Source organism: Amycolatopsis orientalis DSM 43388, assembly GCF_000411975.1.
GTDB classification, from domain to species: Bacteria; Actinomycetota; Actinomycetes; order Mycobacteriales; family Pseudonocardiaceae; genus Amycolatopsis; species Amycolatopsis orientalis_D.
In genome coordinates, this window is record NZ_ASXG01000042.1 from 22,179 (window position 1) to 37,130 (window position 14,952).

Annotated in this window: 14 protein-coding genes; 3 read left to right on the plus strand and 11 right to left on the minus strand. The window is 71.0% G+C overall.

The genetic code is table 11. From position 1 onward, the window contains the following. Positions 1-25 precede the first annotated feature (25 nt). Complete coding sequence (locus tag L942_RS07630; protein WP_037356871.1) at positions 26-706, plus strand: response regulator transcription factor; 681 nt, start codon at positions 26-28, stop codon at positions 704-706. After that, entirely contained in the window at positions 703-2,073 is a 1,371-nt protein-coding gene (locus tag L942_RS07635; RefSeq protein WP_037356874.1) for a sensor histidine kinase, read from the plus strand. Before L942_RS07630 ends, L942_RS07635 begins: the two co-directional genes overlap by 4 nt. Positions 2,074-2,086: 13 nt before the next feature. Here the strand turns inward: L942_RS07635 and L942_RS07640 are convergent, their stop codons facing one another. From L942_RS07640 to L942_RS07680, 9 genes are all read right to left on the minus strand, one after another. Continuing rightward, the gene (locus tag L942_RS07640; protein ID WP_037356877.1) at positions 2,087-3,856 is read right to left on the minus strand and encodes a chloride channel protein; all 1,770 of its coding nucleotides are present in this window, start codon (positions 3,854-3,856) and stop codon (positions 2,087-2,089) included. A gap of 121 nt (positions 3,857-3,977) precedes the next feature. Continuing rightward, the gene (locus L942_RS07645) at positions 3,978-5,267 is read right to left on the minus strand and encodes an ArsB/NhaD family transporter (protein ID WP_037356880.1); all 1,290 of its coding nucleotides are present in this window, start codon (positions 5,265-5,267) and stop codon (positions 3,978-3,980) included. Positions 5,268-5,298: 31 nt separating this feature from the next. Further along, positions 5,299-5,745 (minus strand): CBS domain-containing protein, encoded by a 447-nt coding sequence (locus L942_RS07650; protein WP_009078280.1) that lies wholly within the window; start codon positions 5,743-5,745, stop codon positions 5,299-5,301. A gap of 235 nt (positions 5,746-5,980) precedes the next feature. Next, complete coding sequence (locus L942_RS07655) at positions 5,981-6,520, minus strand: hypothetical protein (protein ID WP_037356885.1); 540 nt, start codon at positions 6,518-6,520, stop codon at positions 5,981-5,983. Positions 6,521-6,619: 99 nt separating this feature from the next. Continuing rightward, complete coding sequence (locus tag L942_RS07660; RefSeq protein WP_037356913.1) at positions 6,620-7,210, minus strand: TetR/AcrR family transcriptional regulator; 591 nt, start codon at positions 7,208-7,210, stop codon at positions 6,620-6,622. A 63-nt stretch (positions 7,211-7,273) separates the two neighbouring features. Then, positions 7,274-8,446, minus strand: a complete 1,173-nt coding sequence (locus L942_RS07665; protein WP_037356888.1) for a serine hydrolase domain-containing protein — start codon at positions 8,444-8,446, stop codon at positions 7,274-7,276. Next, a complete protein-coding gene (locus L942_RS07670) occupies positions 8,443-9,768 on the minus strand; it encodes an MFS transporter (RefSeq protein WP_037356891.1) in 1,326 nt (441 codons plus the stop codon). Before L942_RS07670 ends, L942_RS07665 begins: the two co-directional genes overlap by 4 nt. Further along, entirely contained in the window at positions 9,765-10,955 is a 1,191-nt protein-coding gene (locus L942_RS07675; RefSeq protein ID WP_037356894.1) for an acyl-CoA dehydrogenase family protein, read from the minus strand. Before L942_RS07675 ends, L942_RS07670 begins: the two co-directional genes overlap by 4 nt. Before the next feature lie 11 nt (positions 10,956-10,966). Then, entirely contained in the window at positions 10,967-12,511 is a 1,545-nt protein-coding gene (locus L942_RS07680) for an AMP-binding protein (protein ID WP_037356897.1), read from the minus strand. A 111-nt stretch (positions 12,512-12,622) separates the two neighbouring features. Here L942_RS07680 and L942_RS07685 point away from each other — a divergent pair, with 111 nt between their 5' ends. Then, the gene (locus L942_RS07685) at positions 12,623-13,261 is read left to right on the plus strand and encodes a TetR/AcrR family transcriptional regulator (RefSeq protein ID WP_037356900.1); all 639 of its coding nucleotides are present in this window, start codon (positions 12,623-12,625) and stop codon (positions 13,259-13,261) included. A gap of 121 nt (positions 13,262-13,382) precedes the next feature. Here the strand turns inward: L942_RS07685 and L942_RS07690 are convergent, their stop codons facing one another. Both L942_RS07690 and L942_RS07695 read right to left on the minus strand, forming a co-directional pair. After that, complete coding sequence (locus L942_RS07690) at positions 13,383-13,886, minus strand: hypothetical protein (RefSeq protein WP_037356902.1); 504 nt, start codon at positions 13,884-13,886, stop codon at positions 13,383-13,385. Between the two features lie 46 nt (positions 13,887-13,932). After that, entirely contained in the window at positions 13,933-14,655 is a 723-nt protein-coding gene (locus L942_RS07695; RefSeq protein ID WP_037356905.1) for an alpha/beta fold hydrolase, read from the minus strand. Between the last annotated feature and the right edge of the window lie 297 nt (positions 14,656-14,952).

Sequence of the window (14,952 nt, forward strand, 5' to 3'; positions counted from 1 at the left end):
ATGTGCTACGGCGGAGGGCGACCCGATGACGGTGCAAGTCTTGCTGGTCGAGGACGACGCCCTGATCAGCGAAGCGCTTTCGCTCGCTCTCGCGGACCAGGGCTGCATGGTGACGCAGGCGGCTTCCGGCGAGGATGCGTTGGCAATTCTCGAATCGGTGCGCGTGGACGTGATCCTGCTCGACCTGATGCTGCCCGGGATGGACGGGCTCACTGTCTGCCGCGAGCTGCGCGTGCGGGGCGACCTGCCGGTCATCATGATCACCGCGCGCGCCGACAGCCAGGACGTCATCGCCGGGCTGGAAGCCGGTGCCGACGACTACGTGACCAAGCCGTTGGTCGCCGGCGAGCTGGCGGCCCGCGTCCGCGCGTTGCTGCGCCGGGCCGCGCCCCTTCGCCGGTGCTTCCTGCAGGTCGGCGATCTGCTGCTGAGCACGCACGAGGAGACCGTTTCCCGGGACGGCGCCGAAATTCGCCTTACCCGCACCGAATTCCGGCTGCTCGCCGAATTGGCCGCGGCCGAGGGCGAGGTCGTCACGCGGGAGCAGCTGCTGCACCGGATCTGGGGCCGCGACTGCTTCGGCGGCACCAGGCTGCTCGACGTGCACATTCGGCGGTTGCGGCGCAAAGTCGAGCCAGACCCCGATTGTCCGCGTCTGGTGCGCACTGTCCGGGGCATCGGCTACCGCGCGCAGCCCCGGCCGTGAGTCCCGCGTCCAGGCTTTCCTTGCGCTGCCGGGTTTCCGCGGCCTTCGGGCTCGTGCTGCTGGCGGTGGTCAGCGTGCTGTCCGCGGCGACCTGGCACCTCGCCACCGAGTACCTGCTCAACCAGCGCCAGCAGAGCGCCGACCGCCATTCCCGGATCAACGCACGGCTGGTCGAGAACACAATCCGCGACCGGACCGACGGTCTCGGCGAGCTGCTGTCCGGTCTGACCTCCGGGCCGAATTCGACGATTCTCGTGTCGCTGCCCGGCGGCTGGCACATCGCCGGCCGCCCGGTCGGGCCCGAAAACCTCCCGCCCGGTCTGCTCTCCCGCGCCCGCCCCGGCGCGCCCGCGCACGAGCGGTTCGTCGCCGACGGAGTCCCCGTCCTCGCGGTCGCGCAACCGCTCGCCAAGGCGAACGGCTTCTACGTCGAACTCCATCCGCTGCTCGGGCTCGAGCGGACCTTCCGCAATCTGCGCATGATCCTCGTCGCGGGCACCGTCGCGTGCGGGCTGTTCGGGGTGGCCCTCGGCGCGTGGGCGGCCCGGCGCGCACTGCGTCCGCTCGCCGCGTTCACCGAAACCGCGGCCCGGATCGCGCGCGGCGACCTGAGCGCCCGGCTGCCGGAGCAGGCTGGTCCAGACCTCGCTCCCCTCGCCGCGACGTTCAACTCCACCGCGGACGCCTTGGAGAAACGGGTCCGCCGCGACGCCCGGTTCGCCGCCGACGTCAGCCACGAACTCCGCTCGCCGCTCACCACGATGACGACCGTGGCCGAAGTCCTCGAACGCCGCCGCGACGCCATGCCCGAGCCCGCGCAGAAAGCGCTGCGCCTCCTGCTGGCGGAACTGCGCCGGTTTCGCGGCATGGTGCTCGACCTGCTGGAGATCTCGGCCGTCGACCAGGCCGACCACGGCGAGGACCGCGAACTGGTCGATCTCGGCGTGCTCGTCCGCAGCGGAGTCGCGAACAGCCCCGGCCCGCGTCCGCTCCTGGAACTCGACGCGGAGCCCCTGCTGGTCGCCGCCGACCGCCGCCGCCTCGACCGGGTCCTGGCCAACCTGCTCGACAACGCGGCCCGCTACGGCGGAGGCGCCGTCCGCGTGGCCGCACACGCGTGCGACGGGGTCGTCCGGCTGGAGGTGGACGACGCCGGGAACGGAGTGCCCGCCGAACTCCGGGAACGGATTTTCGAGCGGTTCTCCCGAGGGCGGCACGCCGGACGGCGGGCTCCCGATTCGGGAACCGGGCTGGGACTGGCGATCGTCGCGGACCACGTGCACCGCCACGACGGCCGGGTGCGGGCGGAGGGAAGGCCCGGCGGCGGAGCGCGGTTCGTCGTCGAACTTCCCCAGGCGCGGGACTGATCGCCTTCGGCGGTTACCGGCCGGCCACCGCGGGTTCCAGCGCGCTCAACACCGATTGGTGCGTGATCCACCCGGTCAGCTCGGCAGTGCCGGTCAGCACCGGGAGACCGGTTCCCGGGGCCTGGGCGAGCGCGTCCAGCGCGTCGGCGAGCGTCGAATCGCTCGTCACCAACGGCGGCAGCTCGGCGAGATCCCCCACCTGGCCGGTGTGGTCCTCGGCCACTGCCTCGGCGACGGCGCGGGCGGTCGCGCAGCCTTCGTAGCGGCCGTGTGCGTCGACCACCGGCAGGATTCCGTGGCCGGACAGCGCGAGCGCGTGCGCGGCCAGTTCCAGCGGCAGGTCCTCGCGCAGCGGCTCCGGCAGCGGTTCGGTGACCGCGGAGACTTTCGTGTCGGCCAGGCGTCGCGCGGACGGGCGCTGGTCCAGATCGATGCCGCGGCGGCGGAGTTTGAGGGTGTAGATCGTGTCCCGGCTCAGCGCGCGGCTCACCGCGGTCGCGATCACGATGGCGGTCAGCATCGGCAGGATCACGGTGTACTGGCCGGTCAGCTCGAACAGCACGATCACCGCCGTGATCGGGGCCCGCGCCGCGCCCGCGAACGCCGCGCCCATGCCGATCAGCCCGTACACGCCCGGCGACGCGGTCAGCGACGGCAGCCACGCGTGCACCCCGATCCCGAACGCCGTGCCCGCCATCGCGCCGATGAACAGCGACGGAGCGAACACCCCGCCCGAGCCGCCGATCCCGATCGTCAGACTGGTCGCCACCATTTTCCCGAGCAGGAGCACCAGCAGGAACCCGAAGACGTACTTGCCTTCGACCGCGTTCTGCAGCACGGGATAGCCCACCCCGTACATCTGCGGCAGCGCCAGCAGCAGCCCGCCGAGGAAGATCCCGCCGACCGCCGGGCGCAGCCACTCCGGACCCCGCCACAGCCGGTCGCACAGGTCCTCGATCCAATACAGCACCCGGGTGAACAGCACCCCGCACGCGCCGACCACCAGACCCAGCGCGACGAAAAGCAGATACTCCACCGGATTCCGCAGGGTGAACGGCGGCAGGTCCAGGAACGGCGCGTTCCCCAGCACCGCCCGGCCCACCACGCTCGCCGTCACGCTCGCGAGCACTACCGCGCCGAACGACTCCGCGGCGAAATCGCGCAGGATCAGCTCCATCGCGAAGAACGGACCGGCCAGCGGCGCGTTGAACGTCGCCGCGATCCCGCCCGCCGCACCGCACGCCACCAGCACCCGCAACCGCGACTCCGGCAGCCGCGCCGCCCGGCCCAGCGCCGACCCCAGCGCCGATCCGATCTGCACGATCGGCCCCTCCCGGCCCACCGAACCGCCGGACCCGATGGTCAACGCCGACGCCAGCGCCTTCACCACGCTCACCTGCACCGGAATCCGCCCGCCCCGCTCGGCGACGGCGTACATCACCTCCGGCACCCCGTGCCCGCGCGCCTCCGGGGCGAACCGGTGCACCAGCGGCCCGTACAGCAGACCCGCGATCGCCGGGGCCAGCAGCAGGAACCACGGTCCCAGCGCGGGAAACCACGAATGCGCCGCCCGCCCGGCGTCCGAGTAGTCCGCGTGCCCCGAGAACACATGGGTGAACGACGTGATCAGCCACCGGAACACCACCGCGCCCAGCCCCGCGCCCGCCCCGATCAGCACCGCCAGCCCGACCAGCCCGGTCCGGCTCTCCCGCACCCACCGGCCGACCGGCTGGCGCGCCGGCACGGCCAGCCCGCGTTTCCCCGCACTCTCACCCGACAACATTGATGCAGTATGCAACAGTTGCGCACGGACATGGTTGCGGGATCGCTCACACTCCCGCCGGGCGGCGGCGGTTTTCGCACGCTGTCCGGGCTTTCGTCCGTTTTGACTCCGGACGGCGGTTTCAGAACACGAAGTAGCGCAACCACAGATACGGCGCGGCGACGAGCACGGTCAGCAGCGTGACGACCGCGCCCTTCTTCGTGAACTCCCAGAACGAAATCGGCGCCCCGGCCCGCGCCGCGAGGCCGAGCACCACGACATTCGCGCTGGCGCCGACCGCGGTCATGTTGCCGCCGAAGTCCGCGCCGAGCGCCAGCGACCACCACAGCGCCTCGGAGTGCGCCGGATCCGGGATGTCGTGGGTGAGCGCGAGCACGAGCGGGCTCATCGTTGCCACGTAAGGGATGTTGTCGATCACGCCGGACAGCAGTGCGGACACCCCGAGGATCAGGAAGACCGCGAGCAGCGCGTTCCCGCCGGTCGCGCCCGCGGCGACCTTCGCGAGCCAGTCGATCGCCCCGGTCTTGACCAGCGCGCCGATCATGATGAACAGGCCGGCGAAGAACAGCAGGGTCTCCCATTCGACCCCGGCCAGGTACTGCTTGGGCGGCGTGCCCGACAGCAGCACCAGCAGACCCGCGCCGAGCAGCGCGACCACGGACGGGTCCAGGTGCACCACCGAATGCAGCACGAATCCGGCGAACACCAGCAGCGGCACGGCACCGGACTTCACCAGCAGTTTCGGCTGCCGGATGGCCTCGCGTTCGTTGAGCGCCATGACATCGGCGACCCGCTGCGGGTCGACGGCGAACGAACCGCGGAACAGCCACGGCAGCACGAGCCCCAGCACCACGAGTTCGAGCGCGACGATCGGCGCGAGGTTGAGCAGGAAGTCGTTGAACGCCAGCCCCGCGCGGCTGCCGATGACGATGTTCGGCGGGTCGCCGATCAGCGTCGCGGTGCCGCCGATGTTGGAGGCCAGCATCTCGGCGATCAGGAACGGGACCGGGCTGATGTCGAGCCGGTCGCACACCAGCAGCGTCACCGGGGCGATCAGCAGCACGGTCGTCACGTTGTCCAGGAACGCCGAGGCGACCGCGGTGATCAGCACCAGCAGCAGCATGATCCGCAGCGGCGAGCCCTTGGCGCGTTTGGCCGCCCAGATCGCGACGAACTCGAACACCCCGGTGCGGCGCAGGATCCCGACGATGATCATCATGCCGAGCAGCAGGAACAGCACGTTCCAGTCGACGCCGGTGTCCTCGGAGAAGAACGCGTCCGCCGACCCGCTCACCCCGGTCGCGAGCACCACGCCCGCCCCGGCCAGCGCGGCGGTCATCTTCGGGATCTTCTCGGTGGCGATGAACACGTAGGCCACCACGAACACGACGACCGCGATGACCGTGCTCACCGGCGGACCGCCCGGGGCGATCCCAGCCGGCTCAGCGAGGCGTCAGCGCGTGCTCCAGCAGCCGCGACGCGGACACCACGCCGAGCAGAGTCCGGTCCCGCATGACCGCCACGAGCGGGCAGCGCAGCCGGGCCATCGTCGCGGCAACCTCCACGATCGTGTCGTCGGCGTCCACCCTGGGCAGCTCGCGCGGTTCGTCGGGCAGCAGCTCGCGCACCGTCCGCCCGCCCAGCTTGTCCGCGACGCGGTCCGCCATCGACTCGCTGAGCACCCCGGCCAGCGACGGATCGTCGCGCACGTAAGGCGGCACCAGGAACTGCACGACGTCCGAGGCGGGCAGCACCGTGTGCGGGCACCCGGACGCTTCGGTCACCACCAGCCCGGGCAGCCGGTGCTCGGCCAGCAGGCGCGCGGCCGCCAGCGCGTCCGCATCGAGGTCGACGACCGGGAACTCCTCGGCCAGGTCCGCTGCGCGCATGCCCCCAGGCTACGGCCGGCCGGGCGGCTCCGCCGGAACTCCGGATTTCTTTCCGCACACCTGACGCCAGCGCCATCGGGGACTCCTCGGGGTCGGCCGGACCGCCCGCCGTCCCGGCTGGACACGGGCAGGCCGACCAGACTTCCCGGCACACCACGCGTAAAGATGCCGCAAAGACCGGCCCTCGGCAAACCGGGGCGCCGCTGCCGAGCGAGCGCTCCGGCGCGACCCTCGGTCAGTGCGGACGGACATCCAGCCGGAGCGCCGAGACGAAGAAGAAGACCCCGCCCAGCACCGCATACCCGGCCACGGCGGTCAGCGACGGGTTCGGCCCGCCGGCGCTGAGGATGAAGTTCGCCCCGGCCAGCACCGAAATGCCGCCGCTGAGGATCATCGGCCACTGGCCGCCCATCGCGCGCCGGCCGACGGCCACGATCAGCTGGACCAGACCGGCCGCGACCGCCCACGCGCCCCACACGCGGAGCACCGCCGGAACCCCGGACGCGCTGGCGACCGCGATGCCGATGCCCGCCAGCAGGCTGATCGCGATGTTCACGTACAACCCCGCGGCACGGGACCAGCGCGCGTCCACCACCGCGGCGGCGACGTCGAACAACGGATAGACGACGACCAGGACCACTCCGATCGGGCCGAGGTGCGACTTCGAGGTGAGGAACAACAACGCCGCCCACCCGACGGCGAAGGCGAACCGCACGAAATACAGCCGACGCAACGGAGCCGCGGTTCCGGCGGCAGGCGAGTCAACGATGGTCACGACGATCCTTCCCAGACCTAGCGAGAGAGAACGTTCTGTCTCCCTGAGCCTGGCGGCCCGGCGCGGGCCGGGTCAAGGCCGGAGGGGCTTTCCGAAGTCTTACGGGCAACCGGGAAGGAGCTGCTTCGCCGCCGAACCGAGGCGGTGCCGCAGGATCCCGTCGACGCCCTGAAGGAACGTCTCGCCGACTTGGACCGGATCGGTCAGGCAGCCCGACGCCATCGCACCGTCGCGCAGCAGCACGAAATGCCGTGCCGCCGGCTCCGGCGGAGTCTCGCCGATCTGCGCGAGCAGGTCCGTCACGGTGCGCAGGAACCACTCGCGGTGCGCCAGGACCGCCTGGTGCACGGGGTGCTTCGGGTCCGGGTATTCCGCCGCCGCGTTGAGGAACGCGCAGCCGCGGAAGTGCGCCGACTGGATGCTCTCGGCGATCAGCTCGGCGATCGCGCGCACCGCGTCGGCCGCGGGCAGGTTGGCGGCGAGGATCTTGCCGATCCCGTCGCGTTCCATTTCGGATACGCCCCGCAGATATGCGACGACGAGGTCTTCCTTGCCGGGGAAATGCCGGTACAGCGTGGCCCGGGTGACCTTCGCTTCCGCCACGAGCCGGTCGATCCCCACCGAGTGGAGGCCTTCGGCGTAGAAGATCCGGGTCGCGGTCGCGAGCAGCCGCGACCGCGCCTCGGACACCTGAACCTTCTGCACCACAACGGCAACGCTAGCAGAGCGAACGGTCGGTCCCGTTCCGTCGCGTCACCCCGCCAGCTGGTCGCCGATCTGGTCGAACACCGCTTCCAGCGGCGGTACCGGGACCGCCGGCGACATCACGTGCGAGCCGTAATGCGCGACGACCAGCTCCCGGCCCGGGCTGACCCGCAGCCGCTGCCCGTGGATGCCTCGCGCGTCGAACGTGCCGTGGCCGTCGCCGGGGACCCACCAGAAATTGTGGTAACCGATCGGCCGCGCCGCACCGGTCGGCAAGGCGCGTTGCGCGGGGCCCGGCGGCACGTCGGTCAGGCCGGCGACCACGCGTTCCGGCACGAGCTGCTGGTCCCCGACCGTGCCGCCGCGGCGCAGCATCTCCCCGACCCGAGCCAGATCGCGCAGGGTGGCGCTGTAGCGGCCGCAGGCGATCTCCGTGCCGGTGGAATCCAGGCAGTACGACCCGTCCTCGTCCGCGCCCAGCCGGGCCCAGACCCGTTCGCTCCACAGTTCGGCGAGGTTGGCGCCGCTGACTCGGCGAAGAGCCTCGGCCACGGCCTCGGTGTTCCCGTTGTCGTAGCGGAATCCGGTTCCCGGCGGCGCGACAGCCCGCGCGGTGGCCAGATGTTCCTTGACGCTCGTGGGCCCGGAGTAGCCGGCCGGTCGAGGCACGATGCCGACCGCGGCGAAATACCGCTGCGCTTCCAGGGGCTTGCAGAACGGCCGTCCGCCGTAGTCCATCACGGTGCCCATGTGCAGCAGATGGCGGATCGCGGCGTCGCCGAACGCGGTGCCGCCGAGTTCAGGCGCGTAATGGGACAGCGGCTGATCCTCGTCGAGCACACCTTCGTCGATCAGCAGCGCGGCGAGCAGCCCGGTCCACGACTTCGCGACCGACGCGGACAGGTGGACGTCGTGCGGCCGCATGCCGTGGAAGTACCGTTCGTAGACGATTTTCCCCCGGTGCGCCACCAGGATCGCGTCCGTTTCCGCACCGGCCAGGAACTCGGCCAGCTTGACGGCCGCTCCCCCGGCGCGCGGAGTGACGAGAAGGCGGTCCAGGTCTTGGGGCTCCTCGGGCAGCTCCCAGCGCGGGCCCGTGCCGCGCCAGACTCGCCGGGTCGGGCCGGTTTCCCGGGCGCGCGTCATGCCGAGGCGGACGAACGCCGGGTCGACGTAGCCGCGGCTCCAATACGCGTTGTCCACTGTGTACGGATCGGTCACGGTTTCTCCTTGACTGCGGCGAGGGCGGCGATCCGGCGGGCGTCGCGTTCCGGTCGGACGAAGAACAGCGCGCCCAGCCCGCCCGCCATCATCAGGACGCCGGGGATCGCGAAGGCGGTGGCGAATCCGGCGGCCGGTCCGTCAGCGGCCTCGACGAGCCGGCCGGTGACATATGGCGCGAGCAGTCCGGCGATGGTGACCAGCGCGACGCTGACCGACAGCACCGCACCCCGCTGTGCGGGCGGGCTGATTTCGCTGTTGACCGTCTGCCCGTTGGCGAAGGTGACGCCGTGAAAGCTGAACGCCACCGCGATCAGGACGATCCGCAGCGCGGGCTGGGTCACGGTCGGCAGCAGCACCATCGCCAGGCCGGACAAGATCAGCACACAGCCGCCGAGGATGCCGCGCGCGATCCGGCTGGGCACGCCGAGATGCAGCAGCCACTGGGTGATCGCGCCGTGCGTGAACGTCAGGATCAGCCCGGCCAGCCAGGGAATCGTCGCGATCGCGGCGGCCTCGCCAGTGCTGTAGCCGAGCGCGGTTTCGAGGTAGGACGGCAGCCAGGCCACCATCAGCGTGGACGTCCAGTACGCGCCGAACGCGCCGGTGAACCCGCCGAGCCAGGTTCCGGAGAGCAGGATCCGCCGGTAGGGGACCCGGCGCACCGGCACCGGCGCCGCCCCGGCGGCCGGGGCGTGGTCGGCCGGACCGTCGCGGCCGATCAGCAGCCACAGCGCGCACCACACGCAGCCGACCAGGAACATGGTCAGGAACGCGGCCCGCCAGCCGAAGTGCACGATCACCAGGGTGAGCAGCGGGGTCGCGATCGCCCCGCCCAGCGCGCCGCCGCCGACGATCAGCGCGCTCGGGATGTTGCGCTTGGTGTTGGGAAACCAGCTGTGCGCGGCGTGCATGGCCATCGGCTGCGCGGGCCCTTCGGCGGCGCCGAGCACGATCCGGCTCGCCAGCAGCAGCCCGATCCCGCCCGCGGCGACCACGGACACCTGCGTCACCGCCCAGACCAGCGCGAGCACCAGCAGGATCCACCGCGTCGAGATCCGGCTCGACGCGAGGCCGACTCCCAGCGCGCAGACGCTGAACAGGAAGAAGAACGAACTCGACAGCAGGCCGTACTGCGACGGGCTCAGCCCGAACTCGTGCATGATCGGGCGCGCGGCCAGCCCGAGGACGGTCTTGTCGCCGTAGTTGATCAGCATGAACAGCAGCAGCATGGCCACCACCGACCAGCGGCGCAGCCAGGTGCTCCCCGCGGCGCCGTTCGCCGGCGCGGCCGAGCGGGGCCGGGTGCCGGCGGGCTTCATCGCCGCGTCCCGGACGGCTGGAGCAGGGCTTTGGCGATGCCGTTCTTCTGGATCTCCGACGATCCGGTCAGCACGCGGAACATCCGCAGCCGGCGGAACAGCCATTCGACCTCGGACCCGCGCACGAGCCCGGCCTTGCCGTGGATCTGCACCGCCTCGTCCGCGATCCGGAAGGCGTTCTCCGCCACGAACAGTTTGCACATGAACGCCTCCGTGCCCGGGGTGCTTCCGGAGTCCAATTCGGACAGTGCGTCGTACGTCATGGCGCGCGCCGCGTAGTACGCGGTGGCCAGGTCGGCGATTTTGTGCTGGACCGACTGCAGCGCCGCCAGCGGGCCGCCGAACACCTGGCGGGTGCGGGCGAATTCGATGGTGAGTTCCAGCGCGCGGCGGGCGTGGCCGAGCACCGTCGGACAGTGCAGCAGCCGGTTGGTGGTGACCCGGCCGAGTCCGATGCGCAGCCCGTCGCCCACGCGGCCGAGCAGCTGCCGCGGGCCGACGTAGCAGTCGTCGAGGACGATGTCGGACTCGATGTGCTGGCCGGACATCGGAACCTCGCCGTCGACGACGGTGCAGCCCGGCGAGTCCAGGTCGATCAGGAAGGCCGAGTAGCTCTCCTCTTCCCCGGCCATCCGGGCGACCAGCACGGAGAAGTCGGCGATCGGACCGGCCGAGGAGAACACCTTGTGCCCGCTGATCCGCCAGCCGTCGCCGTCCGGGGTCGCCGTGGTGCGCATGGCGCGTACATCGGACCCGGCGTTGGTTTCGGTGAGCGAGAAGCAGCACGCGCGTTCCCCGCGGACCACCGGCAGCAGGTACCGCTCGCGCTGTTCCTCGGTGGCCGTCGAGAAGATCGCGCCCGCGCGCAGCGGACCGCCCAGGTCGCCGAGCACGCAGTGGTAGAGGATGCGGCCGGACGCGCCGACTTCCTCTTTGAGCGCGGCGAGTTCGGTGTAGGTCAGGTCGAGGCCGCCGTACTCGCTGGGCAGGTGCACTCCGTAGAAACCAAGCTCCCGGCAGCGTTTCCAGACCGGTTCCACCATGGCGCGGGTCAACGGCGTCTCCGGGGTCAGCCCCAGAGCGGCCTCGTAGTCGGCGAGTTCGCCGGACAGGTATTCGCGCAACCGGCAGACCAGGTCCGCCAGCCGCGGGTTGCCGTGGTAAACCGGGGTAAGGGCAAAGGACATGCCAGGTCTCCTCAGTGGACTTTCCGGGCTTCGCCCGCCCAATACCGGTCCCGCACCGCGCGCCGGTCGATCTTGCCGTTGCGGTTCACCGGGAGTTCGTCGGCGAAATCCACCGAACGCGGTTTCTTGATGCGCGCCAGCCGTTCCGCGCAGAACTCGATCAGCTCCTCGGCGGTGACCTCCGAGCGGCGGACGACCACTGCCTTCACCGCCTCGCCCCACTGCTCGTCCGGCACGCCCACCACGCACGCCTCGGACACCGCGGGATGCTCGTAGAGCACGGATTCCACTTCGGTGCAGTAGATGTTGTAACCGCCGGAAATGATCATGTCCTTCTTGCGGTCCACGATGAACAGATAGCCGTCGGCGCGCAGGTAGCCGATGTCGCCGGTGTACACCCAGCCGTCGCGGAACGTCTGCGCGGACAGCTCCGGTTCGTGCCAGTACTCCGTCACGCAGTCCGGACCGCGCACCACCACCTCGCCGAGTTCCCCGGCGGGCACCGGCTGTCCCGCGTCGTCGACCACCCGGACCTCGGAGTCGAACAGCGGCCGTCCGGCCGACGACAGCAGTTCCGGGTCCTCCTCGATCCCGCGCACGACGTCCTCGCAGGTCAGCACCGTGACGCCGCTGGTGGTCTCGCCCTGGCCGTACCCCTGCATCACCACCGGCCCGAACACGGCCACCGCGTCGCGCAGCCGCTGCGGGGAAACCGGCGCGCCGCCGACTCGCAGGCAGCGCAGCGAGGACAGGTCAGCAGTGTGGACGTCGGGATGCGACAGCACCATGTTGAGCATCACCGGCACGAGGAACGTCGAGGTGATCCGTTCCTTCTCGACCGTCCACAGGAACTCCTCCGCGCTGAACCGCGGCAGCACCACCACAGTCGCGGCGCGGGAAAACGCCGCCAGCAACCCCATGCCGGTGGCGTGCGCGATCGGACCGGCCGCGAGATACCGCTCCGACGCGGACGGCGCGCCTTCCGGGCTCATCAACCGCTTGCGCAGGTTCGCCAACCGGTTGCCGTTCGTCTGCACCGCGGCCTTGAGCTTCCCGGTCGACCCGGAAGTGAAGTGCAGAACCGACGGATCGTCCGCGCTGACCTCGACCGCGACCGGCTCCGGCGACCCCGCCGCCAGCACGTCGGCGTAAGACCTGGCATCCGGCGCGCGGCCGTCGTAGTCGATCAGCGCACACGACGTCCCGGCTGCCGCCTTCTGTGCCGCTTCGGCGTGCTCGGCGTCGACCAGCAGCACCCGCACGTCCGCGTCCGCCAGGATGTGCTCGACCTCGCCCGCCGACAGCCGCGCGCTGATCGGCACGCGGAGGAAACCGCCCTTGTAGCAAGCGATCTCGGTCTCCACGAGGTCCGCGCTGTTGCCGGCGAAGGTGGCCACCGCCTGCCCGGGCTCGACGCCGGACGCGAGCAGCGCGGACGCCAGCCGGTTCGTCCGCTCCTCCAGTTCGCGGTAGGACCACCGCAGTTCCTCGCACACCAGCGCCGGTTGCTCGGGCCAGAACGTGCTGGCACGGGTGACGTAGCTGCCCAGGTTCACGCCGACTCCCTGTTTTCCGTCAGGTTGACCAATGCTGAACACTGTGTCTATTAACAGTCGTGGTGTCAACAGTTCGCTACACTCGGGCCGGCAACGACCGAAGGGGGCCCCTTGCCGACCACTGACCGCCGGACCCGCCGCACGCGCGGCCTGCTCCGCGACGCACTGGTGTCGCTGGTGTTGGAACGCGGATACGCCAACGTGACGGTGGAGGACATCACCGAACGGGCCGACCTGGGCCGCGCGACGTTCTACAGCCACTACCCGGACAAGGACGCGCTGCTGCGGCACGTCGTCACCGAACTCCAGGAGGAACTGGACGAACGGCTGCGCCCGCTGGTCCCGGCGTCCTCAGTGGGCTTCACCGGCAAACCGGCGCTCGAGCTGTTCCGGCACGCCCGCGAGAACCGGGATCTCTACTTGCTCATCCTGCGCGGCGAAGGGGACGGCCGAGCGCTGCGGCAGTTCACCGACGCGCGCATCGACGCGGTGCGTTCGGTGTTCAAGTCGCGGGCCGACCACCACGATGTCGAGCCGCGCATCGACCTCGGCGTGCTGGCGAGGGCGTGGGTCGGGGAACAGCTGGCGGTGCTGCGGTGGTGGCTGGAAGCGGATCCCGCGCCGATGTCGGCGGAGGAGGCGACCGGGATGCTGCAGAACCTTTCGCTGCGCGGGCGGTACTGGGCGAACGGGTTCGAGGGCGATCCGCCCGATCCCGCGCCTACCGGAGCGGAGTCACCGCAGGCCTGACTTCGCCTTCGCGGCGAGCCCGGCGGACTCCGCGTCCGGACCCGCCAGGTAGCCGACCGCCCGCGCGATGTCGTCCGGATCTCCCCACCGCGGCCACGGCCCCGGCGGACTCCGCCGCGGTTCAGCTCCGCGCTTCGCGGAGAAGACGAACCGCCTTCGGGCCGACGCCGTGCAGTGCCAGCAGCTCGGCGTCGGTCCATTCCGCGGTGTGCGCCAACGTCGTGATCCCCGCGGCGTGCAGCGCCCGGGTCGCCGGACTGCCGATCGCCTTGGGCAAGTCACCCACTTCGCCGGCCACCGCGGTTCCGGCGGCGGCCACCGGTGCTGCCAGCCGTTTCGGCGCGCGGGCCAGCCACGCGCGGCGCACCCAGTAGTTGAGCTGCTGCCCGTTGAGGTCCTCGATCGGAAACCGCACCCCGGCTCGCGCCACGCGCCGCGCGGTCGGGTGTTGCGCGCGCATCTCGTCCACATCGGACCCGGTCATCCGGAGCACGACCTGGCGGTCCGGACGCAGGGCTGCGAACTCCTTGCCCTGCACCGTAAACGAGACCGTGCCGGCATCGGCCGCCTCGGCCGTCTCCGGGTAAGACAGGGCGGTTTTGCGAAGCTGCGCCGGTGTCGTCATGCGCTCCAGGCTGGCATGACTCCGCCGCGGAGGCCATTTCGGCGCCTCAACGGTCTCCGAGGAAGTCGAACACCGCCTCCCGGAACTCGACGCCCACCAGCGCACCGAGGTGATCCCCCGCGACCTGCCGCAACCGCGCACCCGGCACCCGCGCCACGAGCTGCTCGATCCCGTGCGCCATGAAGTCCTCCCGCCCGGCGAGGAACAACGTCGGCGCGCTCGGCACCCCCGCCCCCGGATCGAACGGCTCGCTGGCCAGTCCCTCGACAAGGTTGAGCAACGACTCCGCGTCCCCCGCCGCCGCCATGGCCGCGATCGCCCCGGTCAGCGGATCATCCGGCGACGGTCCACCTTGGACAGCCGCCCGGGCAGCCCGGAGATCCACCGCGGCGAACGGTTCTCGCGGACTCAACCCGCCGAGCACCAACCGCCGCACCGACGCCTTGGGATGCGCCGCGAGATCCCACGCCAGCCGAGCCCCGAGCGAATACCCGACGACGTCGACTTCCCCCGCCCCCGCACATTCGGCCAACGCAGCCACCACCCGCGTCGCGGTCGCATCTTCGGGTTCGACGACCTTGGGCCCGCCAGGATGTCCCGGCAAATGCACCACAATCGTCTCCCGCCCCGCAGCCGCCAGCGGATCGGCCCAGTTCTCCGCAGGCCAGTCCGCCGTCGCCGACGACGCGAACCCATGAATCAGCACCACCGGAGGCCCAGCGACAAAACCCCGGGAAAGCGTGCGAGTGACCGGAAACGCGGAAGTCATTCTCCAAGCGTAGACAAAACCCACGGCGCGGTCCAGACCTCCGCGACGGCCAGCTTCCCGAACTCTGATTCTTTCGGGTTCCCTCCCGCCCCCGCACGTGAGGGGCCCCTTCACGGACCTAGATTCCCTCAAGGAGCCCTTCACGGACCACCCGCAACCGGAACCGCGGACCCCCACGCAACCAGCCACCCGAACCGCGCCCCCACCAACCAACCGCAGCCGCCGCACCCAACGATCGAGGCACCCAGCCCCCGCCCTGCACCCCGATACGAAGCCGCCCTGCGGTCTTGGGGTGCT

Excerpts from the sequence above, each read along its gene's own strand:
- L942_RS07630 (WP_037356871.1), top strand. The coding sequence starts at position 26 with ATGACGGTGCAAGTCTTGCTGGTCGAGGACGACGCCCTGATCAGCGAA.
- L942_RS07640 (WP_037356877.1), bottom strand. The coding sequence starts at position 3,856 with ATGTTGTCGGGTGAGAGTGCGGGGAAACGCGGGCTGGCCGTGCCGGCG.
- L942_RS07650 (WP_009078280.1), bottom strand. The coding sequence starts at position 5,745 with ATGCGCGCAGCGGACCTGGCCGAGGAGTTCCCGGTCGTCGACCTCGAT.
- L942_RS07670 (WP_037356891.1), bottom strand. The coding sequence starts at position 9,768 with ATGAAGCCCGCCGGCACCCGGCCCCGCTCGGCCGCGCCGGCGAACGGC.
- L942_RS07675 (WP_037356894.1), bottom strand. The coding sequence starts at position 10,955 with ATGTCCTTTGCCCTTACCCCGGTTTACCACGGCAACCCGCGGCTGGCG.
- L942_RS07690 (WP_037356902.1), bottom strand. The coding sequence starts at position 13,886 with ATGACGACACCGGCGCAGCTTCGCAAAACCGCCCTGTCTTACCCGGAG.
- L942_RS07695 (WP_037356905.1), bottom strand. The coding sequence starts at position 14,655 with ATGACTTCCGCGTTTCCGGTCACTCGCACGCTTTCCCGGGGTTTTGTC.